Source organism: Curtobacterium sp. MCLR17_031 (assembly GCF_003234775.2).
GTDB lineage: Bacteria > Actinomycetota > Actinomycetes > Actinomycetales > Microbacteriaceae > Curtobacterium > Curtobacterium flaccumfaciens.
This window is the reverse complement of the sequence record NZ_CP126270.1, coordinates 1,268,458-1,294,660: the sequence shown is the minus strand read 5'-3', so window position 1 is coordinate 1,294,660 and position 26,203 is coordinate 1,268,458. Positions and strand designations below refer to the sequence as shown.

Genomic DNA, 26,203 nt, shown 5'->3' with positions numbered 1-26,203 from the left:
CACGCACGCTCAGAGCCAGTGCCGCCGCTTGAACACCGCCCACAGCACGACCGCCAGCAGGACCATCGCGACGATCGCCGCCGGGTACCCCCACACCCACCGCAGCTCGGGCATGTGCTCGAAGTTCATGCCGTAGATCGACGCGACCAACGTGGGAGCGAACAGGATCGCCGCCCAGGACGAGATCTTCTTTACCTCTTCGCCCTGCTCCATCGACGCCCGTGCCAGCCGCCGGCTCTCCTCCCCCTGTGCCAGGCTCGCGCTGGTCATCCGGCGCATCGCGTCGTTCTGCTCCTGCGTCACCAGGGTCGAGTGCAGCGTGAGCGCGTTCTCGAGCAGCGTCCGGAACGTGTCCACGCGCTCGGTGACGCGGATCGCGTGGTCCAGCACGTTCCGCAGCTGGTTCTGCACCTCGATGTCGGTGCCGTACTTCTCGGCGCCGCGCAGCAACGCGTTGAGCATCCCGGAAAGCGGGCCGATGGCGCGCTGGAACCCGATGACCTCGCTCAGCAGCTGGTAGATCCGCCGCGAGGACGCCGGGTCGACGTCACCGTCGAACAGGTCGTCCTCGATGTCGTCGATGTCGTCCTGCAGCCCGGCGACGACCGGGGCGTAGCTGTCGATGACCTCGTCGAGGACCGCGCAGAGCACCGCCTCGGACCCGCGCCCCAGGGCGTCCGGATCGGCTTCGAGTCGCTTCCGTACGTCGGCCAGGTTCGGCTGCTCCGCATGCCGGACGGTCACGACGAAGTCGCGCCCGGTGAACAGGTGCACCTCACCGAACTCGACCGTCTCCTCGTCCTCGTCGTACCAGGCGGGTCGCAGCACCACGAACAGGGTGTCGCCGTAGCGCTCGAGCTTCGCCCGCTGGTGTCCCTTGTGCGCGTCCTCGACGGCGAGCGGGTGCAACCCGAACTCGTCCGCGACGGACGCCAGCTCGGCGGCCGTCGGTCGGAACAGCCCGATCCAGGCCATGGCGCCGCTTCCGGCAGCGTCGAGCGCCTCGTCGGTCAGGCTGAGGTCCTGCGGCGACTCCGTCCGCGTTCCGTTGACGTAGATGCCGTTGTCGATGAGGGCCACCGGTGTCCTCCTGGTTCCGTGGTGCATGCGGGCAACCTGCCGAGCATGCCGGACCGCCGACGGCGTGCGTGCTTCCCTGACGGAGCCCTCACGCTTCGCGCCGGATTCCTGTCGGAGTCCTGACACGTCCTGGGCGCGACCCCAGGACGGACTGGAGGCACGGTGCCAGCTGGCACCGTGCCTCCAGTCCGGCACGTGGCAGACGAGACGGCGTGGATCTGACGGAACCCTCGGCACGACAGCGAAGATGGCGAGGTGAATCGCACCGATCGGCTCTACGGCCTCGTGGAGGAGTTGCGCGCCGTCTCCCCGCAGCCGCGGAGCGCGCGTCGTCTCGCGGAGCGGTTCGAGGTGTCGGTGCGGACGATCGAACGGGACATCTCCGCGCTGCAGCAGTCGGGTCTGCCCATCTGGGCGGAGCCCGGCCGGACCGGCGGGTACGTCATCGACGCGTCCGCGACGCTCGGCCCGGCGGGTTTCACGCCGGACGAGGCCCTCGCGGTGCTGATCGGGCTCGGCTCGCTGGGGCGGAGTCCGTTCCGGCAGGCGGCGCAGACCGCGGCCAGGAAGACGCTCGCGGTGATGCCCGCCGGGGACGCCGTACGAGCCAGCGCACTGGCACCCCGGGTGCACTTCCTGGAGGACGACGAGGACACGGCCGTCCCGGCCGAGTTCGCGGCGGCCCTGCGCGCGGATCGGGTCGTGCGAGTCCGGTACCGGGACGCTGGCGGAGCGGAGTCCGTCCGCGACGTCGAACCGCTGGGGTCGATCGGGAAGGACGGTCAGTGGTACCTGATCGCCTGGTGCCGGACCCGCGACGGGGTGCGGGCGTTCCGGGGCGACCGGATGCTGTCGGTCGAGGTCACCGACGAGCGGCCGGCGCAGCGCGTCCTGCGATCCGAGGACCTCGCGATCCAGTACGGACGACTCCGGCCGGTCCTCGACGACTAGCGCGGTCGGTCCCCGGAAACGCGGTCGGTTTCCGGAAACGCGGTCGGTTTCCGGAAACACCGACAGGACGGTGTCGCGGCGGTCGGTGACGCTGGTCGCTCCGAGTCAGCAGCACCACCGTGAGGAACCCCATGTCGTTCGCATCCGTCCGCATCATCACCGACGACCTCGAGGGCATGGTCGCCTTCTACGAGCGGATCACCGGCCAGCCGGCCGAGCGCCCCGCACCGGTCTTCGCGCAGTTCAGCGGCCCGGGTGCGACCCTCGCGATCGCCAGCACCGCCACGGTCGCCATGCTCAGCGGCGCGCTGACGCCGGCCACGAACCGTTCCGTGCTCATCGAGTTCGAGGTCGCCGACGTCGACGGCGACTTCGTCGGACTGCAGTGCAGCAGCGACGACGTCGTCCTGGAGCCGACCACGATGCCGTGGGGCAACCGCTCCGCACTGGTCCGCGACCCGGACGGCAACGTCGTCAACCTGTTCAGCAGGCCCGCCGCGAGCTAGGCGGGGTGGCTCAGGCGGCGGCGGCGTTCGCTGACGAGCGGCACTCCTCCGGCGGCCGCCCCGCGACGGACTCCGCAGCGATGTCGCGGAGCCGGGCGAGGCGGTCGTGGGTGGCGCCGAGGGCCTCGATCTGGCGTTCGATGCGGTCGCTCTCCTCGTCGAAGTGGTCGAGCATCGTCCGCGTCGCGACCCCGGTGTCGAGGAACGGCAGGAGTTCGATGATCCGGCGGCTCGGCATGCCCGCCGCGTAGAGCATCTGCATGAAGCGCACCCGCGCGACGTCGGGCTCGCGGTACTCCCGGTGTCCGCCCGTGGTCCGCTCGGACTCCAGGAGGCCCTGTTCCTCGTAGTACCGCAGCGACCGGACGCTGACGCCGGCCCGTTCTGCGAGTTCACCGATCCGCATCGTTCTGTCCCTCGGGCTTGAATCTCACGTTGACGTCAGGTTCTAGCGTAGCGAGCATGAACCTCTCTGGAGCCACCGCCCTCGTCACCGGCACGAACCGCGGTATCGGACGCCACCTCGCCGCACAGCTGATCGCCCGCGGGGCGAAGGTCTACGCCACCGCCCGACGCCCTGAACTGATCGACCTCGAGGGCGTCGAGCGTCTCGCCCTCGACATCACCTCCCCCGCGTCCGTCGCAGCTGCCGCCGCGGTCGCGACCGACGTCGATCTCCTGATCAACAACGCGGGGATCGCGACCACGGCGACCCTGCTGGGCGACCTGGACGCAGCGCACGCCGACATGGACACGAACGTCTGGGGCACCCTGTCCGTGATCCGCGCGTTCGCACCCGTCCTGGCGGCGAACGGCGGTGGGAGCATCGTGAACATCGCCTCGGGTGCCTCGTGGCTCGCCATGCCCGGAGCCTCCGCCTACGCGGTGTCGAAGGCCGCCCTGTGGAACATGGGCAACGCGTTGCGGCACGAGCTGGCCGGCCAAGGGACCGCGGTGATGTCCGTGCACCTCGGAGTCGCCGACACCGACATGACCGCGGGAATCTCGATGGCCAAGACCGACCCGGCGGACGTGGCGCGCGCGACCCTGGACGGGGTCGAACGCGACGACTACGAGGTCGTGGTGGACGAGCAGGCCGCGTTGATCAAGCAGATGCTCGCCGGGGACCCCAAGGAGCTGTACGCGGTGGTGGCGCAGATGCTCGCGTCGTAGGAGCCGGCTTCACGCAGCCTTCGGCACGGCCGCCAACGTGCGGCCGTGCCGGGCCGCCTGCTCTTCGGCGCGGACCCGCAGCTCGTCGGCCAGCTCCGTGAACTGGTCGAGGGCGGGGTTCACCCCGACGAGCGTGAACTCGCGCGTCACCACGTCGAGGTCGAGCTGCCAGACGTCCTCCAGGATGCGTCGCATCCAGGCCGTGGCGTGGTCCCAGCCCTCCCGGGGTGTGCCGGCGGAGTAGTTGCCACCCTGCACCGTGACGAGGACGGCCGGCTTGCCCGCGGTCGCGGGCACGGCGCCGGGTGCCATGCGCGGGTCGGTCAGCACGAGGTCGACGTAGGACTTGAAGTGCTGCGAGACGCCGAAGTTGTAGAGCGGCACGGCGAACAGCAGGGCGTCGGCACCGGCGAGCTCGTCGGTCAGCTCGGCGGCCAGGGCGACCGCCGCTGCCTGGGCCGCCGTGCGCTCGGACTCGGGCGTCGCAGATGCGGCGACGGCGTCGGCCCAGCTGTCGGCGGGCACGGGGTCGGTGCCGACGTGACGGCGGGTCACCTCGGCGCCCGCGTGCACGGCACTCCACTCGCTCTCGACGATGTCGCCGAGTGCTCGGCTGGTGGAACCCTCGGTGCGGATGCTGGCGTCCAGTCGGAACAGGGTCATGACACTCCTTCGATCGTTCCCGAGTCGACGACCCGGGCTTCGGTTACGATGAGTAACCCTGCCCGCCGGGTTCCCGTTACCGCAAACGATCCCCTGTTACCCGGCAGTAACCACGGGAGACCCCATGACGGACCAGACCGCGCTGGATACGTTGCAGGCCCGGCTCCACCAGTCGATGCCCACGATGGCCGAGCTGTGCACGAGTGAGGACCCGGAACTCTTCCGGTCGCTGCTGTCCCGGATGGGCGACAAGTGGACGCTGTTGGTGATCGGGGTGCTCGGTGACGAGCGGCGGCGGTTCACCGAGCTCTCCGAGGTCATCCCCGGCATCTCACGCCGGATGCTGACCGTGACGCTGCGCGCACTCGAGCGCGACGGGCTCGTCTCGCGGACGGTCCATGCCGAGGTGCCGCCGCGCGTCGAGTACGAGCTCACCGACCTCGGACGGTCGCTGCAGTACGTGGCCCTCGCCCTCGCCGACTGGGTGCGGGAACACCAGCAGGTGATCGCCGGCAACCGGCAGGTCTTCGACGGTGATGGTGACGCCCGAAATCGATGACGACGACCCTGGCGCCAGCCCCCGGTCGGGTCCTGAGCGGAAAGAACAGCGCTGGCACCCGAGCTCAGGAGGCGAGGGGCTCCGGCTCCCATGCCGGGTCCGTTGACGGGTGCTGCACGACGTACCACTACCTGCGGAGCCGGTCCGCGGCGTCCGTCGCGGCACCGACCATGCGGCGGATGAACGCGGCGTGGTGCTCCAGCTCCGCTGCAGGCACCTGTTGCAGGGCGGCAGCGATCTCGGCGGTCGACCTCTCCGTGAACGCCCGCGCACGTTCCCGTGCCGCCGGCGTCGGACGGAGCGTCACCCGGCGCCGGTCGGTGTGCTCGCGGCTGCGTGCGAGCAGACCGGCCGCTTCCAAGCGGTTCAGCAGCACCGTCACGGAGCCGGAGGTCATACCGATCCTCTGCCCGAGCCGTGCGGGCGACAGCGGGTCCCCGGACGAGTCGGCCCAGAGCACCTGTCCGAGGGCGTTCGCATCTGTGGTCGGCAGGTCGAGCCACGAGGACATCAGCTGGTTGAGTTCCGCGAACGCCACGGCCCATGTCTGTAGCGCTTCCATCACCTCGACCTGGGGTGCGTCCCACTCCGTCTCGAACACGTCATCCATCAGATTCCTTTACTGTGTAGTATCTTTACTCTAAAGCTCACGACGGAGGAACACCATGGCAAACCGCACCGCTGTCATCTCAGGAGCCAGTATCGCTGGCCTGTCGACCGCCTACTGGCTCCGACGGACCGGATGGGACGTGACCGTCATCGAACGAGCCGCTGCGTTCCGTGACGGCGGACAGAACGTCGATGTTCGAGGCGTCGCGCGCGACGTGCTTCGCAAGATGGGCTTGTTCGACGCCGTGAAGGCACGGAACACCACCGAGACGGGCACCGTCCTCGTCGACGGGCGAGGGGCCGTCACCGCCGAACTGCCCTCCGACGGGGCCGGCGGTGCGACAGCGGAACTCGAGATCCTGCGCGGCGACCTCGCTCGGACGATCCTCGACAACCTGCCGGCCGGCGTCTCCTTCATCTACGGGGACACCGTGTCGGACGTCGACGACGACGCTGCGGGAGTCACCGTGACGACCGCGAAGGGGCAGCGCCTGAGCGCGGACCTGTTCGTCATCGCCGAGGGTGTGCGGTCCCGGACTCGTGGCATGGTCTTCGATGAGGACGACGTCGACCAGCGCGACCTCGACGTCACCATGGTGTTCGGGACCATCCCGCGGACCGACAGCGATGACGACCGTTGGCGGTGGCACAACGCCGTTCGCGGACGCCAGGTCCACCTGCGACCCGACCCGTACGGCACCACCCGCGCGATCCTCGCCTACTCTCCCGGGGACGACGTCATGGGTCTGACTCGTGAGCAGACACTGGCGGCGGTGCGGCGCAGGTACGACGGAGTCGGGTGGGAGGCGCCACGGGTCCTGGACGCGCTCGACACGTCCCCGGACGTCTACATCGACCAGCTCCAGCAGATCCGGATGCGGACCTGGCACCGCGGCCACGTCGTGATGGCCGGTGACGCCGGATGGTGCGTCACACCGATGGGTGGCGGCGGCGCCTCACTCGCGCTCACCGCCGGGTACGTCCTTGCCGCGGAGCTCGCCGACGTGACGCAGGACCAGGAAGCAGCGCTGACCGCGTACGAGAAGTGGATGCGCCCGCTGGTCGACGATGTGCAGGACCTCCCTCGCGGACTCAAGGCACTGGCGTACCCGCAGTCCCGACTCGCTCTCGCGCTCCGCGGGCTCCTCAACAAGGTGTTGATGTCACGGCCGCTTCGACCCGTCGCCATGAAGCTCACCCAGGTCGCCGAGACCGATCGCGAGTTGCCGGTCCTCCTCGATCGCTGAGTCCTCAGCGAGGCAGGGGACGCACTCACTTCGCGACGTCCGGCAAGCTGGGAGCATGGCCGACACAGCCCCAGGGACCGTCCACTTCCATCAGAAGCACCACGAAGCGATCATCCGCGGCGACAAGGTCACCACCGTGCGGTGGAACGAGTCCGTACAGGTCGGCGCGGCGACGTTCGTCTTCGACGATCACCCGACCGCCGAACCGTTGGCCGGCGCGATCACCGCCGTGCACCGGTACCGGCTCGACACCCTCACGGCAGAACAGGCGCATCAGCCTCCGGGGACGGACATGCGGCGCTTCGGGGAACAGCTCCGCGAGAACTACTACCCCGAGATGCCGGACGACGCGGTCGTCGAAGTGGCAGAACTCATGACTCGGCCATCTCTGTAGGGCATCTGCTGACGGACACCAGAGTGGCCGCCAGCGCGCATACCCTGGCGCAATGAGGCAACGTCGAGTCGGGGGTCTTGCACTGTTGGTCGGCGTCGCCGTCGCGGTCGCGGTGACCCTCACCGGCTGCACGGGCGGCAATGACGGCCTGGCCAAGCAGTACCGCGACGGCGAGACGAAGAACTACATCTCGGGAGACGGTGCTGTCACGGAGTTCGCCGCGAACGATCGTGGTGAACGGGTCATTTTCGAGACGCATGACCTCGACGGCAAGGTCATCCGAGCCGAGCAGTACCGTGGCAAGGCGCTCGTCCTCAACTTCTGGTACGCGTCGTGCGCACCCTGCCGCGTCGAGGCGAAGGACCTCCAAGCCGTCAGCGATGATCGGCACGCCCAGGCGTCGTTCCTCGGCGTCGATGTCCGGGACTCGGCAGCGACCGCGCTTGCCTTCGTGAAGGAGCACGACGTCTCGTACAGCAACGCCGTTGACCAGGACGCGGCCGTGCAACTCGCGTTCTCCGGGACGAACGCCCCCAACTCGACGCCGGCAACCATCATTCTCGACAAGGAGGGCCGGGTGAGCGCCCGCATCCTCGGGCCGATCAATCGCAGTGTGTTGACGACGTTGATCGACGAAGCCAACAAGTGACGACGTGACGTCGGAGTCCTGAACAACGAGGCAGTCAGTGCGCCGAGCGCGGACGGCGGGGTGCCCCGTGGAGGTATCGCCTGACGGTCCGGCAGGAGGGACGGGCGTCGTGGCTACTTCTTCTCGAACTTTTCCCAGTAGCGGGCGAGAGCCGCTTGGCCCGGTCGAGCCGTGGTGAACAGGACTACAGCGGCCCCGATGAAGATGACGAGAAACGCGACCAGAAGGTCGAGCGTGCCGTCCGAGTGGGCCATCAACACGAAACCGATGACGATGACGAGCGCACCCAGTGTCGCGAGTACGACGCGTCGAGGGGTCATGAGTGCGAATCTATCGTCACCGTCATGGATCGGTATCAATTCGCCTCGCGGTCAACGGCATTCGTTCAGTGACGAGGCCGGTGGAAACTTCCCGTTAGCCGATCGGCTTGCGGTACTGCTTCCATCGCTTGCGCTGCGCGACCGCGCTACGCTCAGCGAAGTGGGCATGTTCTTGGTTGGGCTGGCAGTGGTCGGCGTCACATGGGGCTGTGTTCTCGTACTCTTCCCGAGGCCGATCTCCCGCTTCGCGCGGAAAGTGCAAGGGGAGTTCTGGGGAGGGCAGTTCACTCCGGAACTCACACGATTCGTTGGCTGTGGATTTGTTCTCGGAGGCGTCATCGCAGCTGGGACGTTCGTCGCCGAGTTCCTCAGGCGCTGAGAGCCGGAGGATCGCCGCGTACGGGATCGCTAGGCGGCCAGTTGGGCTCGGAGCTCTTCTGGCGTCAGGTCGTAGCCCGTCGCACGAGGTCCCGACCAGTTCAGACCTGCGTTCAGTCCGTCCTTCTCGATTCCCGGAAGCCATCGGCTCTCGAAGTCAACGCGCGAGATCTCCAGGGGTCGAAAGCCCTTGTACGCCGGAACCTGTGCGATGACGCGCTCCGCGCGCGACCGCCGAGACCAGAACGGCATTGCCCGGCGGCCATCGGCTGCCTTCGGTGCGGGCACACCGTTGTTGTCTTCGACCGTCCACACCGGCCCGGTGCTGCCGATCTCACGAAAGAACGACGACGCCTGTGCAGCACTGACAGTCACACCACAAAACTAGCGCAGACCCTCGTGCCGGTAGCCGATGGCCCATGGGGACGTCGGTCGGGTGGTTCCACGGGTAACTTGAGCATCATGACGACTCACGAGTGGCTGGGCCGACGCCTGCCGCTGTGGACGCTGGTCCTCGTCGGTGTCGTTCTTCTCGGCGTCGCCGGATCGCTGTTGGTCCTCGTCGACTCGATGTTGGTCTTCCTGGCTATCTCACCACTCACCATCCTGGGGCTGTACACGCTCGCCTATGCCGGCGGGGAGTGGCGACGACGAAGCGACAAGCAGAGCTCCCGGTAGCCGATCCGCTAGCGGTCTTCGCCGTCCCGCAAGCTTTTCAAGCCCGCATACAGCGGCCACGGCATGAGCACCATCAACAGAAGCCACGACCCGGGGCGGGTGGTGTTGATGATGAGGTTCAGCAGTCCGAGCGCGAGCAGAAGACTGGCTGCGATCACCATGAACCACGCAAACGGGCGCGGATACTTCGGCGGCTTCACCAGCTCAACGTAACGGCGAGCGGATTGTCTCGCACAACGATCGACCACCGAGCGAGCCTGCCAGCGACTCAGGTTCGCTTCGTCCGGTCACGCTCGGATCGGGCGGACCCGTGGAGTGCGAAGCCGATCGCACCGACGATCGCAGCGAGCAATCCCATCGCCGCGATGACCAGCCCTCCCGCTACGAGTCCGACGTACTGGACGCCCGCACCGAGGAGCGCCATCACGAGCCCCGCGACAAGAGCCCCGAGGCCGAACGCAAGGCCGAACACCCGGGGCGGAATGCGAGAGAACATGCTTCCATCCAACTGTCAACGAGCGGCGCCGTAACGTTCTCGGGGTGGAACCCGTTCGTCCTCGACAAGGGCACCAGCCAGTGCAAGGAACGAAGGTCTGATGTCTCCTCGCAGCTACAGGCAGGTCTCGGTGGCCCGCAACTGACGGACAGGAGGCCCGGTACCAGCTGGCACCGGGCCTCCAGTCCGTCAGCGGCACGCGTCCAGGGTCTGCGCCTCTGTCGTGGCGTCCCACGCGCGCCGCCGTACCCGGCAGCACCGTCCGGTCACCCCCAGGTCAAGGGCTGTTCACCCGCTGCCGCTACCTCTGCTTGTCGGACCGCTGCCCGAGGGTCCCGATACCGGAGGACCCATGAACACCCGCACCGCACTGTCTTGCGTTGCCGTCGCTGCCCTCGCCTCGCTGGTGTTCGCGGTGCCGTCACACGCCGACGAGGCCAGCTTCACCAGCAGCAAACAGCCGTACATCGCCCCCAGCCAGTCGGACATCGACGCCTACTCGCCGGCACCGACGGGCTACGCACCCGTCGCCACGGAGTCGGTCGCCCGACACGGCTCCCGGGGACTCTCCGCGTACAAGTACGACGCGCTGCTGCACCGTCTCGCCGCCACCGCGCAGGCCGAGGACGGGTTCCTGACGCCGGAGATCGGAAAGGAGTTCTCCGCGAACCTCGATGCCATCACCGCGGCGAACGTCGCGAACGGCTACGGCATGCTCACCGGTCAGGGCGCCACCCAGCACCAGGGCATCGGAGCGCGAGCCGCGCAGCGCAACAAGCAGCTGTTCGCAGCTGCGGCGAAGACGGGCGGGCGAGTGGTCGCCGAGACCTCGGGTGAGTCTCGCGCCACGGAGTCCGGCGAGAACTTCTTGCGGGGCTTCGGGGCCGCGGGCGTCAAGCTCGAACCGCGGCCTGATCTGCTCTACTTCCACGACGTAGAGAACCCGGACGGCACCGACAAGGCCGAGGGCTCGCCCGAGCGCGAGCGCGCCCAGGCGTACGAGGACTACGTCGCCGCGCAGACCGGTGACGGCGGCACGATCGCGGCGGCCTTGCAGTACATCGAGGCGAAGCCGCGATCGGTCGAAGCGGCGAACGACCTGCTCTCCGGCATCTTCACGCCCGGGTTCATCGCCGCGATCGGCACGGACAAGGCGCACACCTGGTACAACACCGCCGACGGTTCCAAGGGCGGAGCGGTGGCGTGTGCGCCCGGTGCCGACACCAAGGCCGATCCCGATGCCTGCGGCGATCCGAAGAAGTCGATCAAGAGCACCGTCGATGCGGCGATGTCGCTGTACAACCTGTACATCATCGCGGCCGACATGCAACAGGAGAACGTCGCTCCGCACCAGTTCGACTTCGCGCAGTACTTCGCTGGCCGGCCGGCGGATGCCGAGTGGTTCGCCTACCTGCTCGATGCCGAGGACTTCTACGAGAAGGGCCCGAGCCTCGCCGGGCACGACGAGACCTACTCGATCGCCGAGCCCCTGCTCGACGACTTCTTCGCCACGATCGACGCCCGCGTCGCCGGCGGCGACGTGGTCGCGACCTTCCGCTTCGCGCACGCCGAGACGATCATCCCGTTCGCGGCACTACTGCGTCTGCCGGGATCCACCGTCGCCGCGCCCGACAACGCTGCTCCGACCTCGGACGCCGACGTCTACGACGACGCCACCAACCCGTGGCGAGGCTCCCAGGTGACGCCGATGGCCGCGAACGTGCAGTGGGACGTCGTGTCGCGTGCAGGCATCGACCCCGCCACCGGAGCGACCTACACGCCGCTCGTGCGCATGCTCTACAACGAGCGGGAGATCGCGTTCGCCTCGGGGTGCCGTGCGGCCGCCGCAGGGTCGCACTGGGTCAAGGAGACCGAGCTCAAGCACTGCCTCACCGGCACGGCGATGACCGAGAGCCCGCTGATCGCTGCAGCCGTGCCAGGACCGACAGCGACGCCCACCGCGGAGCCCACGCCGACCCCGACCGTGACACCAGCGGCGCAGGGCGCCGGCGCACCGACGACCACACCGACGACCCCGGCGGCTGCGACGGGCACGCTGGCCGCGACCGGAGCGGAGTCACCTGTCGGACCGGCGTTGCTCGCGACACTGCTCCTCCTGGCCGGCGCCGGGACGCTGGTGCTGCGTCGACGGCGTCGCCTGCGGCTCACCGAGTGACACCGACGGGGACCCGCAGCTCCTCGAGATCACCAGCCGGTACCGGCGCCCCGCGCCAGCGGGGTGACGGCCGGACTGGAGGCACGGTGCCAGCTGGCACCGTGCCTCCAGTCCGTCAGCGTCACGAGTCCAGGGCCACGGACGACGCGACCACGCCGCTCACGATCGCGGCGGAAGCCGCGAAACGAGCCGACGCCCAGCTGCCCCTTCCTCGGGAGCCCTCCGGGTCGTATGGTTTACAGCGTTGTAAACGGGCCGCCGCAGGGACGGCCCGCAGGCACGGCCGTTGCACGGCCCGATGGACGACGACGTCCACGAGGAGCACCCACTTGCGCCCCATCTCCTTCCGATCCCGAGGGCTGCGCCGTGCGCTGTCGTCGGGCATCGTCGCTGCGACCGCCCTCGGCATGCTCGGGATCGCCGCGATCCCCGCCGCCGCGGACCCGGCCGCCGACCGCACCGTCGTCTCGGGCCAGGCCCGGTTCGAAGTGCTCTCCCCCACCCTGATCCGCACCGAGTACGCCGGCGACTCACGGTTCACCGACGGCAGCACCTTCAACGTCATCGGCCGCGACGACTTCGCACCCACGACGTTCACGAAGACCGAGCGGGACGGCTGGCTGACCCTCGACACGGGCGCGATGACCGTCCGGTACAAGGAGGGCTCGGGGGCCTTCACGCAGGACACCCTGCAGACCACCGTGACCACGGCCTCCGGGCAGCGGGTCACCGGCACGCCGTGGGTGTCGACACCGACCCCCTCGTGCACGATCGGGTCGCTCTGCGAGGCCGAGACGCTCGGGCTCACCGGCCTGTCCCTCGCGACGGACCACGCGGGCTTCACCGGAGCCGGGTTCGCCGCGGGCTTCGAGTCCGTCGGCAACGCGATGACCTTCACGACCACGGCGGAACGTGCCGGCTCGTACGACCTGGCCCTGCGCTACGCGAACTCGCAGGGCGGCGACGGCCAGGTCGCCACCCGCACCCTCAGCGTGACCGTCGACGGCGGTGCCGCGAAGACGATCCGGCTCGCACCCGGCGCGAACTGGGACGACTGGAAGACCACCGCAGCCACGACGCTCGACCTGACGGGGGGCGAGCACCGCGTGCGCATCGAACGCACCGCGGACGACTCCGGTCGGGTGAACGTCGACAGCCTGGCCCTGGTCAGCACGGGTGCCGCCTACCCGGCACCGTCGCCCACGGTCACCGGCGAGGACTGCGCGTTCGGCACCGTGTGCCAGGCCGAGGACTCGGCACGCACCGCTCCGGCGACGACCGCCACGAACCACAACGGCTTCGCCGGGGACGGCTTCGTCGCCGGGTTCGAGCGTGCCGGGGCGCAGCTGACGACCCATGTCACCGGGGTGCCGGCCGCGGGCGACTACGCCCTGCAGGTCCGCTACGCCAACGGCTCCACCGGGACGCCGACACTCACCGCGGCCCCGACCGGTCAGCAGTCGACCACTGCACCGCTCCCGAAGACGAGCGGCTGGGACTACTGGAACACCGCCACCGTGCCGGTGCACCTGGCCGCCGGCGCGAACGACGTCGTGATCGGGTGCCCGACCGTGGCGAACAACTGCAACGTCAACTTCGACACCGTCGCCGTGGTCGACACCGCGTCGCCGGTCCTCGCCGCGCACGCCCCGCTCGGCGGGTACCGACGCGACCTCGACACCGCCAACGGATCGGTGAAGACGAACCCGGGTCTGCTCTACCAGGACGGCTGGTCACTCCTCGACGACAGCGCCTCGGCGCTGTACGACCAGGCGACCGACACCGTCACCGCCGCCGGCGACCACGGCGGCGAGCGCTACCAGGACGGCTACGTCTTCGGGTACGGCTCGGACTACCGCCACGCGCTCGAGGAGCTCGCCGTCCTGACCGGTCCGACGAAGCTGCTCCCCCGCTGGGCGTACGGCGTCTGGTACTCCGAGTACTACGACCGCTCGCAGGCCGACTACCTGGCGATCGCGAAGCAGTTCGAGGACGAAGGCGTCCCCGTCGACGTCATGGCGATCGACACCGACTACAAGATCGGCAGCCCCACCAACCAGGGCGACAGCAAGTGGAACGGCTGGTCGGTCGACCCGTCCCGGATCCCGGACATGACCGGCCTGCTGGCCGACTGGCACGCCGAGGGCATCCACAACACCCTCAACATCCACCCGTCGATCTCGAGCCAGGACCCGCAGTTCGCGAAGGCCCAGGCCACCGCGAAGGGCAAGCTCACCAAGGGCGACGGCGACCGGTACCTGTTCGACTGGTCCGACCCCGACCAGCTCAAGGCCTACTTCGACCTGCACACGTCGCTGCAGCCGAAGGGCGTCGACATGTGGTGGCTCGACTGGTGCTGCAGCGAGAACTCGAAGTACTCCGCGAACGGCGTCACCCCCGACGCGTTCATCAACCAGCAGTACGCGAAGTACACGGACCAGGCGCTCGGCGGCCGCGGGCTCGCGTTCTCGCGGGCGTACGGCTCGCTGACGGCCGGTGGCTACGGCAACCCGCAGGCGGTCCCGACCGGCCCGTGGGCGGACAAGCGCACGACCGTGCACTTCACCGGCGACACCACGTCGTCGTGGGACATGCTGCTCGCCGAGGTCGGCTACACCCCCGGTGAGTCCGCCGCGACCGGCCTGGCCTCGGTCAGCCACGACATCGGTGGCCACAACGGTGCGCAGTACGGCATCGAGGGCGCCGAAGAGGGCACGACCCAGCTGCCCGAGGACCTCTACGCCCGCTGGGTGCAGCTCGGCACCTTCCAGCCGATCGACCGCCTGCACAGCAACCACAGCGACCGACTGCCGTGGCAGTACCCGGCCGCTGCTGAGGCGTCGGCGAAGCGGTTCCTGAACCTCCGCGAGGCCCTGGTCCCCCTGACCTACACGCTCGCCGCCCAGGCGACCGAGACGGGCACGCCGATCCTGCAGCCGCTCTACCTGCAGTACCCCGAGGCGCAGGAGTCCTACGCCCAGGCCGGCTCGGAGTACCTGTACGGCCCGGACGTCCTCGTCGCCCCGGTCACCACCGCGAACGACGACTCCGGCAAGGCGACCCGCTCCGTCTGGTTCCCGGCCGGCAGCTCGTGGACCGACTGGTTCACCGGTGAGACGCACGCCGGAGGCACCACCGCCGACGTGACGACCGACCTGAACAGCATGCCGGTGTTCGTGAAGAGCGGTGGCATCGTCCCCACCCGCTCGGAGCAGGTCAAGAACGACGCCGCACCGCTCGACGCCGTCACCCTGACGGTGGCGACGGGAGCGAACGGCTCGTTCGACCTGCACGAAGACGCCGGCGAGGACAGCGCCGCGGACAGCGCTGCCACCGCGAAGTCGAGCGCGATGACCACGGCCGCCGCGTCCGCGAAGGCCACGGCGGGCAGCGCCTCCACCGCCGTCCGCTACACGCAGCAGGCGACCGGCGGCTCGCTCGCCATCGCCCCCGCCGACGGCTCCTTCGCCGGCCAGGTGCAGGACCGCTCGTGGACGGCGACGTTCACGAACGCGGACCGCCCCCGCACCGTCAACATCGACGGCCGGGTGATCGCGGACACCGCCTGGACCTACGACTCCGACACCCGCACCATCAGCGTGCCGGTCGACGAACGGTCCGTGACGAAGCGCACGGTCGTCGCCTTCAGCAGCAAGGCGGCGGCGACCCCCGTCCTGCAGGTCGAGTCGCCTCGGGTGGACGCGGGCGACACGCAGACCCTGACCGGCACCGGGTTCCCGGCGGACACCGACGTTGCGCTGGCGACCGCGCCACGCATCGGTGGTGCCACCGCGCACACCGACGCGAGTGGTGCGTTCTCGACCGACCTGCGGGTGCCGGGCACCGCGTCCGGTCGGGTGACCGTCACCGCATCGGTCGACGGTGTGGCCCTGGCTCGGGCCGCCTTCACCGTGGTGGCTGCGGCTGCTCCGGCGCCGACCACGTCACCGGGTGCGGGCACGCCGGGCAGCGGCGCTCCGACGCCGGGTGACAGCGGATCCGCTGCACCGGGCGCGGCAGCGCCGGGCAACGGCGGCGCTGATGCGGGCAGCGAGCCGGGCGGCGCACTGGCCTGGACGGGCGCGAACCTGCTCCCCCTCGGGCTGTTGGCGGCGGCACTGCTCGCGGCCGGTGGACTCGTGTGGACACTGCGGAGCCGGCGACGCCGCGCGCGTGCCTGAGCCCGCCTGAGCGGTCACCCGTCACGTGCGGATGACGGACGGACGGACGGGAGGCCCGGTGCCAGCTGGCACCGGGCCTTCAGTCCATCCGTGGTTGCGCTGCGGGTCCCGATCACGCGTCCCTGGGCCGGTCGCGTCCGGGACTGCTAGACAAAACGTTCTACGTCTGACATGTTAACGGCAGAACGTCGCAAGCAAGAGAAGGAGCAGTCGATGAGCAAGATCGGTCAACAGGCTCGGCGCATCACCGCCGGCTTCGCCGCAGCAGCCGTCGGGGGGATGGTGTTCCTCGGCACGACCCCCGCGCATGCGCAGGACGACGCCGGGAGCCAGGGAGTCATCGGCGGATGGTCGGAGAGCACCGGGACCGTCGATGGCGCAGGAACCGGAATGTCGGTGTTCGCGGTGAACCACCGCGGTGCAGCGGAGAAGAAGACCATCAGCGGGACGACGCACAAGCGTTCGCATGGTTGGACGACCTGGGCAGGCGTGCAGCACTACACGCGTGCGCGGCTCGAGCACGGCAGCAGCATCATCGCTGACTCTGGCCGGAAGTGGGGCAAGTCCGGCACGGAAGCAGTGACCGTGTGGAAGCCGTACCGGCCGAACCGGCCCGGCAACGGTGTCGGTACCGCGAAGACCTACTACGGCAGGTGACGCATCGCAGCGGGTGCGAGCCGACGGCTCGCACCCGCTGCTGCGTGAGGAGAAGACGTGACGAAGCAACAGACCACGGCGATCGCGGGCCTGCTCCTGCTGGCCATGCTGCTGACGGTGTTGATCGGGGTGTTCGACGCTCGCCGAGGTGTCATCGCTACGGAAGGCAACGATCTTCGCTCCGGCCAGAGCGCGTGGGTGACCGCGACGATCGACGAACTCATGCGTGCTCGCAGCGCGTTCGAACCGGGGACGAAGGTGTTCGTGGGTCTGGACGGTGACGTCCGCGCCGTCGTGGTCCTGTCCGGACAGTGGACAGACGTTCCGCTGCACGACGGGCACGCTCTGACCGGGCGTCCCGGTGAGGCCCTCGTCGGCGCTGCCGTCGACGTCCGCGACGAGGACATCACCGTCGGTGGCACGACGTACGAGGTGGTGGGGCGTCTCGGTGTGCGGGCCGACAGCCTGCTGTCCGATGACGTGGTCCTCGCCGATCCGGCGCAGTTCTCGGCGTCACCGCAACGGCTGCTCCTGGACGGCCCGAGCAGCGCCCACCACTACAGCGCAGAGTTCCCCGGCAGGAGCGTCGAGATCATCGACGACGGCACGAACCGCAGGACGAACGTCGACGCCGTGTCGCCGGTCCTGGTCGCGCTCGGCGCGCTCGTCATCATGCTCATCACCGTGGTCGCAGGTCTTCAGGCTGGACGATGGGAACTCCGCACCGCCGCCGTCCGCTTCACCACCGGGATCCGACCGCTGACCACCCTCCACAGCGCGGCCGCCAGAGTCGCTGTGATCGGCACCGCCGCCTGTACGACAGCCATCGCGGGCGCGGCAGTCGTGAAGCAGACCACCATCCTCGACCTCGACGTCACCACCGCAGTCGTCGCGGTCGGAACCGTCGTGCTTGCCGTGTCCGTCGCTTCGTTCTTGCAGGGAACCCGACGATGGAACTGCTGAACGACCTCCGGTCCAACTGGACGATCATCGTCGCCAAGATCGTCCTGCTCGTGCTGCTCGCACTCTGTTGGTACAACGTGGCGTCGTTCACCCAGTCCACCTCGCAGGCCGTGGCCCAGGGCCTGTCCGCTGATGCCGACGTCGACCTCTACACCGTGATCGACGATCTCGGCCCGGAGGCTTTCGAAGCGATCCGGCGAGACCAGCACGCGGTCGACGGAGTCGCCTCGTTCGTCGACCGTATCGACGATGAGCCCGGATTCGACTTCATCTCCTCGTACGACCAACCCGTGACCGTCCAGGACTTCCGCGGCGACGACCGCTTCGACATCGGTTACGGCACCGAGTACACGCTCAACGGGAAGTACCAGGACGAGTCCGGACGGAGCGTCCAGGACATCAAGTCCATCCAGCTCAACGAGACCGCGTACGAGTTCGCGGGGCTCTCCGTGCAGGACGGCAAGCCGATCGAGTGGGACGGCGTCGACTGGGGATCCGGCCGGATCCCGGTGCTGCTCGGCAACGAGTACCGCGGCGTGTACGAGCTCGGGGAGCGACTCACCGGAGCGGTCATCCTGCAGGAGCAGGAGCTCGAAGTCATCGGTTTTCTCGAACCGGACAGCGCCATGTACTTCCGCGGTGAGGCCACCCACTACCTCGATGACACCGTCATCGTGCCCTACCCGCCGACACTCGGCGGACTCGACCGAGCAGCACTCGACCGGCTGGATCCCGAGCTGTTCGGGCGCCTGGTGTTCCAGGTGCTCAACGCCGATCTCGCCGTCGAACACAGCCTCGATTTCGGGGACGTCGTCGCGCGTCTCTACGCGATCGGAGACGACACCGGCTTCAGGTCGTACACGTTGCTCGGAGTACCGGCCTACCTCGTGCAGCTCTCCCTCGTCCGCCAGCTCATCCAGGACAACCTGGTGCTCGTCACCGCGCTGCTCGTCGTCCTCACCGCGGGCGTGGGCGTCGTCACGGCGTTCCTCCACCGGCTCCTGCATCACCGTCGAGCGCCAGTGGCGCGGGTGCACCATCTCCTCGGGAGGAGTCCGGATGCCACGAACCGACTGTTCCGCGCAAGCCGCCTGACCGAGTACACCGCCGCGCTCGGGCTGTTCCTCACGTCCAGCGCGCTGCTCCCCAACGACAGTGCGATGGCACGACTCGGCGCCGGCACCGCCCTGCTCCTCTGGTGTGTGGCAGACGGCGCACTCGGTCGACGAGCCGTCCGCATCGAACTGACCACCCAACGCCGAAGAGGTACCCCACGATGATCGTGCTGCGCGACGTCTCCAAGACGATCACCGAGCCCGACGGATCGACCCGAGCACTGTTCGACCGACTCGACTTCGACCTTCGCGAAGACGATCGCTCAGTAGCCATCACCGGGCGCAGCGGATCCGGCAAGAGCACACTGCTCCAGATCCTCGCCGGCCTCGACACCGACTTCGGCGGGACCTACGAGCACGACGGGCACGTGCTCGAGCGCACCGCACGCAGGATGGCGGCGCACCGACTCCGACACATCGGCATCGTCACCCAGGACCACAGCCTGCTCGGCGACCGCAGCGTGCTCGACAACGTCCGGCTCGGAGTTCCTGCTCGCGCTGACTCCGCCGACCGAGCGCATGACGCCCTCGAGGCGGTCGGCATCAGTCACCTCGCTGGCAAGCGCCCACGACGACTGTCAGGAGGCGAAGCGCAGCGCGTCGCGATCGCTCGAGCCATCGCGAAGCGCCCTGCCGTCGTCCTCGCCGATGAGCCCACCGGCGCACTGGACGAGACGACCGAAGACGACGTGCTCGCCCTCTTCGATCGGCTGCAGCAAGCGGGAACCAAGTTCGTGATCGTCACCCACAGTGAGCGCGTTGCACAGCGATGTGGACGTCGACTGCAGCTACAACACGAGCAGCTCATCGCGCGCGGCGCGTGACGGACTGGAGGTCATGCTCGGGCCCGCCAGGAGGAACGGCACGTCGAGCAGATCACCGATGAGCGCCTGCCTGAACGTGATACGTTCTGGTGATTGTGCCGCCACACAGGAGGCCTATTCTCACGGTAAGTGCCGGCGGTGACGTGGCGATGCGGGGAAACCGTCGGCGCCCGTCAAGCTCCTTGGGTGTACCCGCGAGACCGTGCGTATTCACCGAGCAAGCGCTCCGCTTCACGGGTACGGACGCTTTTGCTCGAATCCGTTTCGCTGAAAATGCCGTCGACCTGCATTGCGGTGAGGTCCGCAAATTGCGGCAAGTTCGCTTCCGTGTCGATGAACCGTTCCACGATTGATGTTTGCTTGGCGACGATGACGCGGTTGCCGTTGGCAGTAACTTTCGACTCAAGGAGCCCACCGATAGTGGCGACAAGATCCCATCCGGCGCGAACCCGGTCGGTGATCCAGTGCTGCGCTCCGGCGTTGTCGATGCGGGACCACGCGCGGAGGAGGTTCCAGAAATCTCCAGGGGTGGTTTCTGGTGATGCAGGTATGTGCTCGTCGGCGTAGCGGTGAGCGCGTGAGGTGATGCCGTCGAGGACGCCGGAGGTTGCGTTGTCGAGACTGCCGACGTAGATACTGAGCTGTTCGGAGATGGCACCGTTGATGCCGAAGTAGAACCGTCCTACTTCGGCGAGGGCGAGGATCGACGCTGCGGTGTCGTCGCGGCTAGCGATGAGGCGGTCGCGGTCCTCACGGCTGAGGCGGGCGAGCAGTCGCGCAACGAGTTGCGTCAGCTGCGCTCGTTGTGTGACGAGGCCTGTGTCGATCTCGCTCATCGTGTCGATTCGGTCCACGAACCATTCCACCTGCCGTGGAGTGGGGGTGATGAAGTCACGAAGTTTCCGGATGATCAGTTCCGGGTCGCGCTGCATCATCCGGTCGAGTTGCGCCAACGAGTCGCTCTGGTACGCGGCGTTGGTCATCGCTGTCAACGCGTCGGTGACGGTCTTGTCGGGGATGTCTTCCTCTGGCACCCCGAACGCGAAGTACCGACCAAAGTAGTCCGGGTTGCCGATGCGGGGTCCGTCGAAGAGGCCCACGGATGATTCGGGTCGGGGCAGATCTGCCCAGTCCGAGCGCAGCATCGGGAAGATGCTTCCGAGCAGCCGCATGAGCCCCTCACGGTGTTCGACGGGTACCCGGAGCCGGTCCAGGTCCCGCTTAAGTTGCGCTGCATACGACAACGGTGGTCGTTCGTCCGGGGCGCGGCGTTGCATCTCCGCGTCGGTCGCGAGGATCCAGTCGCGGCGGTGCTCCACCCAGGCGTACAGGGCGGGTTCTTCCAGACGAAGCCAGGTGATGATGAGGAAGTCGACGGGGTCCACCTCGTCTCCGAGGGTGTTGAGGCTATGTGGCAGCTGCGTGAACAAGCGGCGGATACCGCGCGGTGTTCGCAGCCGGTCGACTAGGTGCATGTTGACGGCGTCGGTAAGCCGTGCCCGCTGCAGGTCCGTGATGGTGAACCCCTGCTGCCGCTCGAGTGTGGTGACCGCATCACCGATGAGCTGTTCGGTCTGCGCTCGACGCAGCGGCGGGACATCGAAACGGAGCTGGATGATTTTCTCGAGGTAGTCCTGCGCGCGAGCGGGTGCATCGTCGGGGACTAAATCAGTGCGGCTAAGCACGTCGAGGATAGTCTGCTCGTCGAAGCACAGCAGAAAATGCACGTGCGGCAGCCGACCGGTGAGGCGGACGAGCTTCGTGACCATCACTAGTTCGGCGGGAGCGAGCCGGTCCACGTCATCCAGGATGAACAGGATCGGCACGTTTGCCCGCTCTAACGCCTCCGACGCTGCCTTCATCTGCTGTGACAAGGACCCGGAAGCGTCGAGAGCCGTAGCGAGCATCTCGGTCAGCTTGCCGGCATCGACCGGCCCGCTGATCATCGACAGAAGCGGTGCGACCTCGCGGATACCGGCCGACGCATTCCGGAGCTTCGCGATCGCGTCTCGCATCGGCGTCTTTTCCATATGCGGTTTCAGCTGCTGTAGCAACTCCTGGTAGAACCCAGTCTGCAGCGCCTCGTCGTCGGTGTATGCCCACGGGTTGAAATCTGTTATCGCCCACGGCGCTGCTAAGCCCGGACGTTGCAGCCGTTCCGTCAGGAGACTGATGACACTGGACTTTCCCGAGCCCCAACCGCCGACGAGGGAGAACACGCTGGAAGAGTTCACCGCTCGCGCGGCTTGCAACGCAGCTTCCAACTGCGCGGCGATCGGACCTCGGCCGAGTGCGTCTTCCGCCGCCCCGTTGATCGGGTCGTCGGCGTAGTTGATGTCGGTGATCATGCAGCCCCTTCGAAGCGAGGGGCACCGATGCGGCCCTCCTCGCTCTTCGCAGCCTATTTCATCGGCGGGCACACCACCCGCTCGGAGGGCACCTGTCGCTGCTCCGGACCTAAGTGACACGTTCGGTCTAATGACAGGGTCAAATGTTCGTTATCGTCGAGTGCATGCCGGAAATGACCACGCCGGTCGCAGCGGTGAGGTGTTCATGGGTGGCCATCTCGACGCCCTGATCCCGGATCAGCGAGCGTTTAAGGGTGATCGCCGAGCACATGTGAGAGGACGGATGGAACCGTGTGCCCACGCACGACTACAACCTCGATCAAGGAGGTGGCATTCGACGACTGTGTCGCGACGCGACTGGATGTGGTTTGGCTCACTGCCCTCGGCGCCCCGGGCAGAAGACCACGACGACGACCGCTGCGCTTCCCAAACTGAGCCCAAGTGGCAGCTAATTACTGCGGTTGCGCAAGAAGGAGTACGGAATTTGCAGGGTCCTACAGCTGCGATGCCGGATCCGTCGCAGCCGGTTAGCATTCGTGTGCGAGGCGCGCACTTAGGAGGCGTCGAACGGTTCGTCAGCGAGACGTTCTTCACCGGCTCGATCGAGGTCGCCCCGTGGAGCGAGAGTCTCATTGACGGTCGGCATCGCGCTTGGGAGCTATGACGTTAATCCCCGTCCAGTCCAGACTTCTGCACGACACGCCTCTGAACGACGATCCCAAACGTCGTCGTCGCTCCGAGACGAACTGCATCAGGACCATGTCGCCGCTTCGATCCGGGGATTACCGCACCTCGCTCCCGCCGTCGCAACGGCGGCACCGCACTGAGTTCGCGCCCTGAGACAGCTTGCGGACGCTGCACGACGGTGATGATCCATCTTCACAGGGTGGTGCCTCGATGTCTGATGGGCCGCGGTATTAGTCAGTGGCATCGCGCCGCCGCGGCGAAGAACCCTCTTCGGGGCTCCGAAAACCGCAATGGGAGATCGGCAACGCCCCGTTGCCGTCGAGGAGGATGTGACAGTGGACACGACGTCGGCCCGGACGATCGACACCAGGTTGGGCCGCGTTAGGAGAGAATGTCCCGTTTCAGTACGTCCGCTTCCTGTTGCGTGATTGCGCCACTGCCGACGAGCGCTTGCAGCCGTTCCAGTCTTGTCAGCACGTCGTCGCCGACTGACGTTGCGTGCACGGCTTGCGTTGCGGCTGGCTGCGGCGGTGCGGTTTCAGCGGTGCGGGCACGGTCGCCAGCGTGACGGTTGATCTGTTCGGCGAGCTGGCGCGGGCTGGAGAGCCGGTCGGGGTGCACTATGACCCGCAGCGACCAGCCGAGGCCGCCGACTTGGAACTCCCCTTGCCTGCTGTCGGTCTTTTCCTTTTTTTGCAAAGCCATTCCGGGAATGAGGGCACTGCCTGGCAAAGGCGACAGTAGCGCCATCCGGGTCAGGGTCGGTCTCTGCGTGACGAGTGCCTCGCCGTCGAGGTACACCTGCGCAGTGGTCGTCGCATCGATGGGATACGCGTTCGTCGGCGTAATGACCCGGTCGCTGCGCACCTCGCACCATTTCTCAGCGGTGACGACCTGCAGCAGTTTGCCCTTCCTGCCGTGCTGGGAGAATACGTCTTCCGCGATGACCGTCCCAATGTAGAAGGACCCGACGCGCAGTGACCGACCCGTCATCGCGGTGACCCGCTGCTCCGTCGCCTTCCGAGCAGCCCGGCCGCTGACCGCCTTCGCAACCTGTACCGCGGCGCGGATTGCACGCTCTTCCGCCTCGATCTCCCCAGCGGCGGCGTGTTCCATCGCCGCTCTCAGCTGCTTATCGGCCTGCATCCACCCGTCCCATCCGTCAGGGACACCGTGTTCCTCGGAGTGTTGTTCCAGCGTGCCGACAGCGAACGCTTGGATCGCGGCATCCTTCGCCTCCACGGACGCCACTTTCGCGGCACGCTTGTCGTCCTTGGCTTGGGCGCGAGCCGCCCGCGCATCCGATCTGGTCGCTGCCGCCACCGCTTTCGCCTCCGCTGTCGCGGCAGCTGCGGCCTGCCGAAGCTCAGCACGGGTTGACGGTGCGGCCGGCAGCGCGTCGACCTTCGGTACCGCATCCCACCCAACGAGCTCCTTGGGCCCCGAAACCTCGGCTGCTTGCTGGGCCGGTTCCGTATCGGGCACAGCATCCACTGGCGGCGCTGCGGGGGACGGGAAAGCGGCGGTTTCCGCCCGGGCGAGTTTCTCCTGCGCTGCGGCGAGCTGGGAACGTTCCGCTTTCTCGCCGAGCCGTTCCGACCAGGCGGCCACCCTCACGTTCGCGGCGTCGATTCGGTCATTCGGTGTCGTGCCCGATGGGGCACGTGCAGGGTCAGCGCCGCTTGCGGCGAGCACTGCTTCGTTCAACGCGAACGCGTCCGCCTGCCCCTTCTTGAGGAAGTGGACTACGTATTTCGCGTCACCGACCTGCACGGTCAGGTTCCCATTGGTGACCATGTTCGCCGCTTTCACGCTGACCGCGTCGATATCAGCCACCGGGATGTGCCGTTCTTTCGCTCCGAGACCAGCAACGCCGGCGAACGCGTTTCGCGCGACGAGATGCAGCGTAGTCCCGTCGAACTCAGCGTCTGCGCCGTATCCCTTGAACTGCATCGCCAACCTCCATGTGCCTGACTGCTGCATCTTAAGAGGTTTCAGCGCGCACGTCGTGTCACATCTTCTGGGGCACGCTGTCCCGAACCAGGGGCCGGCGCGACCAGATGCCAGGCTCGGTTCCGCGGACGACGACATCGGCAGCGGGTCGATGTGCAGCGCTTCTCAGGGCAAACAATGACCCACAGCACAGTCTGCGGCGGGTCGGTGCTGACGCCGCCGGTGGAGTGCCGCTGCGTCGATGCGTCCCGCGACGGAAGCAGAATGGTGTGGTGGCGGAGTGCGGTGAACAGCGCGTTCAAGGTGACGTCGCTGATGTCGCGAAGGACCGTGTGGGGTTCGAATCCGACAGCGACGGCCTCTTCGGCGAGTGTCGCAGCAACCCAGTCGGTCGCGGCGCTGGACCAGCGACTCGACCCGGCTTCTCGGTTCATCGTCTGCCAATACATTGACGACCGCTGCGCCGAGGACCTGCGAGACGAGCTCCGCGAGGCACTCTCGACGAACCGGGCCGCGCTGTACCGAAGCGGCAGATGGCCCGAGCGGTACCCATCGCCGATCGGCTACCGGCCTCGGTCAGACAGAGGACAGCTCAGGGATCTGCCACGCGGCGCCACACACGAAATCTCAGCTACAGAGCAGCACGCCATCTGCGGCTCGGTCGCAAACCGCGCCTGCCACCGACGATTCGAGGGAGCTCAGGCCTCGATCTGCGGCGGAGCCTCTGACGCCGCACCCGGGTTCAAGACCCCAGCCACGGCAGAGCCAAGAGTGATGAGCGCGTTGGCATCAGCGACAACGGTGCGGGCGGCGGAAGCGATCCTGAGTAGAACAGCCCCAACGCGACGCGCGGCGCTTGGTCGGCCGGCATGCAGGAGGTTGATGGACAGCGCGGTCAGGGCACCCACGAGTCGGTCGACGATGTCTCGAAGGTCGGCCTCGCCGAGCACGGTCCGTTCGTCCAATAGCTGCGTCATGGACCTGACAAGCTCAAGCAGGTACCGACGTTCCTGTTCGTCGTATGTCTCGTCGTCGTCGCCCAGCAGGTCGACAACTTCGTTCAACAACGAACGGAGGTCTCGGCGACGAGCTTCCGTCACTGGAGCTGACGCTGACCCGTCTGTGATTAAGTCGTCAAGGCCGCGCAGTTGCGCTACCGCTGTGCTTACATCCGGACGCTGGCTCTGCTGCGTCCAGTGCTGATCCGGATGGAATAGCGCTCGCAGTGCTGGGACAAGCGTCACGCGAAAGTGATCGACGTTCCGCCCGTTGCGTTCCCGAGCGTCAAGGTACTGGTCGACGTCATGCCAGAGAACGGCGGCATGAGCTCGTGATCGCCAGTAGTTCAAGTCGCCGGGGCTTGAGCTGCCGGTGTTCGTGTACACATCACTAGACGTGACCCACCCTGCGGCCATGTCCTCAAGGAAGTCAGCAAGTTCGCCGGCAGAGCTCATACGTTCATCGTGCCGGATCACTCTGACAGTTGAGACCTTTTGGCCTTTGTTTGGCTAGTCGAGTGAGCGGCGAAGCCGCTGACTCGATCGGCCCGTTGACCCGTCCTCCCACGAACCACGGTGTCCGACTCGGACTCGGGCT

Annotated in this window: 26 protein-coding genes; 14 read left to right on the top strand and 12 right to left on the bottom strand. The window is 67.6% G+C overall.

The genetic code is table 11. From position 1 onward, the window contains the following. Positions 1 to 9: 9 nt before the first annotated feature. Positions 10 to 1,080, bottom strand: a complete 1,071-nt coding sequence (locus DEI96_RS06235) for a magnesium and cobalt transport protein CorA (protein ID WP_111023243.1) — start codon at positions 1,078 to 1,080, stop codon at positions 10 to 12. A 255-nt stretch (positions 1,081 to 1,335) separates the two neighbouring features. Here DEI96_RS06235 and DEI96_RS06230 point away from each other — a divergent pair, with 255 nt between their 5' ends. Both DEI96_RS06230 and DEI96_RS06225 read left to right on the top strand, forming a co-directional pair. Further along, on the top strand, positions 1,336 to 2,031 hold the full coding sequence (locus DEI96_RS06230) for a helix-turn-helix transcriptional regulator (RefSeq protein ID WP_111023242.1): 696 nt from the start codon (positions 1,336 to 1,338) through the stop codon (positions 2,029 to 2,031). A 131-nt stretch (positions 2,032 to 2,162) separates the two neighbouring features. Next, on the top strand, positions 2,163 to 2,537 hold the full coding sequence (locus DEI96_RS06225) for a VOC family protein (protein ID WP_111023241.1): 375 nt from the start codon (positions 2,163 to 2,165) through the stop codon (positions 2,535 to 2,537). Positions 2,538 to 2,547: 10 nt separating this feature from the next. Here DEI96_RS06225 and DEI96_RS06220 read toward each other — a convergent pair whose 3' ends face one another. Further along, entirely contained in the window at positions 2,548 to 2,943 is a 396-nt protein-coding gene (locus tag DEI96_RS06220; RefSeq protein ID WP_111023240.1) for a MerR family transcriptional regulator, read from the bottom strand. Positions 2,944 to 2,999: 56 nt separating this feature from the next. Between DEI96_RS06220 and DEI96_RS06215 the strand changes: the two genes are divergently transcribed. Further along, entirely contained in the window at positions 3,000 to 3,710 is a 711-nt protein-coding gene (locus DEI96_RS06215; protein WP_071404295.1) for an SDR family oxidoreductase, read from the top strand. A 9-nt stretch (positions 3,711 to 3,719) separates the two neighbouring features. Here the strand turns inward: DEI96_RS06215 and DEI96_RS06210 are convergent, their stop codons facing one another. Continuing rightward, positions 3,720 to 4,373: an FMN-dependent NADH-azoreductase gene (locus tag DEI96_RS06210; protein ID WP_111023239.1), complete on the bottom strand. Its 654-nt coding sequence runs from the start codon at positions 4,371 to 4,373 to the stop codon at positions 3,720 to 3,722. Positions 4,374 to 4,497: 124 nt separating this feature from the next. On the opposite strand from DEI96_RS06210, the gene DEI96_RS06205 reads away from it, so the two are divergent. Beyond that, positions 4,498 to 4,932 (top strand): winged helix-turn-helix transcriptional regulator, encoded by a 435-nt coding sequence (locus DEI96_RS06205; RefSeq protein ID WP_502866293.1) that lies wholly within the window; start codon positions 4,498 to 4,500, stop codon positions 4,930 to 4,932. A 127-nt stretch (positions 4,933 to 5,059) separates the two neighbouring features. Here DEI96_RS06205 and DEI96_RS06200 read toward each other — a convergent pair whose 3' ends face one another. Then, entirely contained in the window at positions 5,060 to 5,542 is a 483-nt protein-coding gene (locus tag DEI96_RS06200) for a MarR family winged helix-turn-helix transcriptional regulator (RefSeq protein ID WP_111023238.1), read from the bottom strand. 55 nt (positions 5,543 to 5,597) lie between these two features. Here DEI96_RS06200 and DEI96_RS06195 point away from each other — a divergent pair, with 55 nt between their 5' ends. The 3 genes from DEI96_RS06195 to DEI96_RS06185 are packed head-to-tail and all read left to right on the top strand — an operon-like array spanning position 5,598 to position 7,831. Beyond that, positions 5,598 to 6,788 carry an FAD-dependent monooxygenase gene (locus DEI96_RS06195; protein WP_111023237.1) on the top strand — a complete coding sequence of 397 codons (1,191 nt, stop codon included), beginning with the start codon at positions 5,598 to 5,600 and terminating at the stop codon, positions 6,786 to 6,788. Positions 6,789 to 6,843: 55 nt separating this feature from the next. After that, positions 6,844 to 7,182 (top strand): ASCH domain-containing protein, encoded by a 339-nt coding sequence (locus tag DEI96_RS06190; protein WP_111023236.1) that lies wholly within the window; start codon positions 6,844 to 6,846, stop codon positions 7,180 to 7,182. A 52-nt stretch (positions 7,183 to 7,234) separates the two neighbouring features. Next, on the top strand, positions 7,235 to 7,831 hold the full coding sequence (locus DEI96_RS06185; protein WP_111023235.1) for a TlpA family protein disulfide reductase: 597 nt from the start codon (positions 7,235 to 7,237) through the stop codon (positions 7,829 to 7,831). Positions 7,832 to 7,944: 113 nt separating this feature from the next. Here the strand turns inward: DEI96_RS06185 and DEI96_RS06180 are convergent, their stop codons facing one another. Both DEI96_RS06180 and DEI96_RS06175 read right to left on the bottom strand, forming a co-directional pair. Further along, on the bottom strand, positions 7,945 to 8,151 hold the full coding sequence (locus DEI96_RS06180; RefSeq protein ID WP_111023234.1) for a hypothetical protein: 207 nt from the start codon (positions 8,149 to 8,151) through the stop codon (positions 7,945 to 7,947). Between the two features lie 408 nt (positions 8,152 to 8,559). Then, positions 8,560 to 8,904 carry a DUF2750 domain-containing protein gene (locus tag DEI96_RS06175; protein WP_111023233.1) on the bottom strand — a complete coding sequence of 115 codons (345 nt, stop codon included), beginning with the start codon at positions 8,902 to 8,904 and terminating at the stop codon, positions 8,560 to 8,562. 87 nt (positions 8,905 to 8,991) lie between these two features. Between DEI96_RS06175 and DEI96_RS06170 the strand changes: the two genes are divergently transcribed. Beyond that, on the top strand, positions 8,992 to 9,207 hold the full coding sequence (locus tag DEI96_RS06170; protein ID WP_111023232.1) for a hypothetical protein: 216 nt from the start codon (positions 8,992 to 8,994) through the stop codon (positions 9,205 to 9,207). 8 nt (positions 9,208 to 9,215) lie between these two features. On the opposite strand, the gene DEI96_RS06165 is transcribed toward DEI96_RS06170, so the two are convergent. Both DEI96_RS06165 and DEI96_RS06160 read right to left on the bottom strand, forming a co-directional pair. Then, positions 9,216 to 9,407: a hypothetical protein gene (locus tag DEI96_RS06165; protein WP_111023231.1), complete on the bottom strand. Its 192-nt coding sequence runs from the start codon at positions 9,405 to 9,407 to the stop codon at positions 9,216 to 9,218. A gap of 68 nt (positions 9,408 to 9,475) precedes the next feature. Continuing rightward, a complete protein-coding gene (locus tag DEI96_RS06160) occupies positions 9,476 to 9,703 on the bottom strand; it encodes a hypothetical protein (protein ID WP_111023230.1) in 228 nt (75 codons plus the stop codon). Positions 9,704 to 10,055: 352 nt separating this feature from the next. On the opposite strand from DEI96_RS06160, the gene DEI96_RS06155 reads away from it, so the two are divergent. The 6 genes from DEI96_RS06155 to DEI96_RS06130 all read left to right on the top strand — a co-directional run bounded on the left by DEI96_RS06155 (position 10,056) and on the right by DEI96_RS06130 (position 19,619). Continuing rightward, positions 10,056 to 11,879 carry a histidine-type phosphatase gene (locus tag DEI96_RS06155; protein ID WP_111023229.1) on the top strand — a complete coding sequence of 608 codons (1,824 nt, stop codon included), beginning with the start codon at positions 10,056 to 10,058 and terminating at the stop codon, positions 11,877 to 11,879. A gap of 329 nt (positions 11,880 to 12,208) precedes the next feature. Continuing rightward, positions 12,209 to 16,060 (top strand): TIM-barrel domain-containing protein, encoded by a 3,852-nt coding sequence (locus DEI96_RS06150; RefSeq protein ID WP_220039118.1) that lies wholly within the window; start codon positions 12,209 to 12,211, stop codon positions 16,058 to 16,060. Positions 16,061 to 16,273: 213 nt separating this feature from the next. Beyond that, complete coding sequence (locus DEI96_RS06145; protein WP_111023228.1) at positions 16,274 to 16,717, top strand: hypothetical protein; 444 nt, start codon at positions 16,274 to 16,276, stop codon at positions 16,715 to 16,717. Positions 16,718 to 16,774: 57 nt separating this feature from the next. Then, positions 16,775 to 17,680, top strand: a complete 906-nt coding sequence (locus DEI96_RS06140; RefSeq protein ID WP_111023227.1) for a hypothetical protein — start codon at positions 16,775 to 16,777, stop codon at positions 17,678 to 17,680. Next, complete coding sequence (locus tag DEI96_RS06135) at positions 17,668 to 18,960, top strand: hypothetical protein (RefSeq protein ID WP_111023226.1); 1,293 nt, start codon at positions 17,668 to 17,670, stop codon at positions 18,958 to 18,960. The genes DEI96_RS06140 and DEI96_RS06135 overlap by 13 nt, the downstream gene beginning before the upstream one ends. Continuing rightward, positions 18,957 to 19,619: an ABC transporter ATP-binding protein gene (locus tag DEI96_RS06130; RefSeq protein ID WP_111023225.1), complete on the top strand. Its 663-nt coding sequence runs from the start codon at positions 18,957 to 18,959 to the stop codon at positions 19,617 to 19,619. Before DEI96_RS06135 ends, DEI96_RS06130 begins: the two co-directional genes overlap by 4 nt. Before the next feature lie 173 nt (positions 19,620 to 19,792). Here the strand turns inward: DEI96_RS06130 and DEI96_RS06125 are convergent, their stop codons facing one another. From DEI96_RS06125 to DEI96_RS06110, 4 genes are all read right to left on the bottom strand, one after another. Beyond that, on the bottom strand, positions 19,793 to 21,967 hold the full coding sequence (locus tag DEI96_RS06125; protein WP_111023224.1) for a P-loop NTPase fold protein: 2,175 nt from the start codon (positions 21,965 to 21,967) through the stop codon (positions 19,793 to 19,795). A 139-nt stretch (positions 21,968 to 22,106) separates the two neighbouring features. Beyond that, positions 22,107 to 22,268 carry a hypothetical protein gene (locus DEI96_RS06120; RefSeq protein ID WP_181440528.1) on the bottom strand — a complete coding sequence of 54 codons (162 nt, stop codon included), beginning with the start codon at positions 22,266 to 22,268 and terminating at the stop codon, positions 22,107 to 22,109. A 767-nt stretch (positions 22,269 to 23,035) separates the two neighbouring features. After that, positions 23,036 to 24,607 carry a hypothetical protein gene (locus DEI96_RS06115; RefSeq protein WP_146246906.1) on the bottom strand — a complete coding sequence of 524 codons (1,572 nt, stop codon included), beginning with the start codon at positions 24,605 to 24,607 and terminating at the stop codon, positions 23,036 to 23,038. A gap of 698 nt (positions 24,608 to 25,305) precedes the next feature. Further along, on the bottom strand, positions 25,306 to 26,061 hold the full coding sequence (locus DEI96_RS06110) for a hypothetical protein (RefSeq protein ID WP_146246905.1): 756 nt from the start codon (positions 26,059 to 26,061) through the stop codon (positions 25,306 to 25,308). Between the last annotated feature and the right edge of the window lie 142 nt (positions 26,062 to 26,203).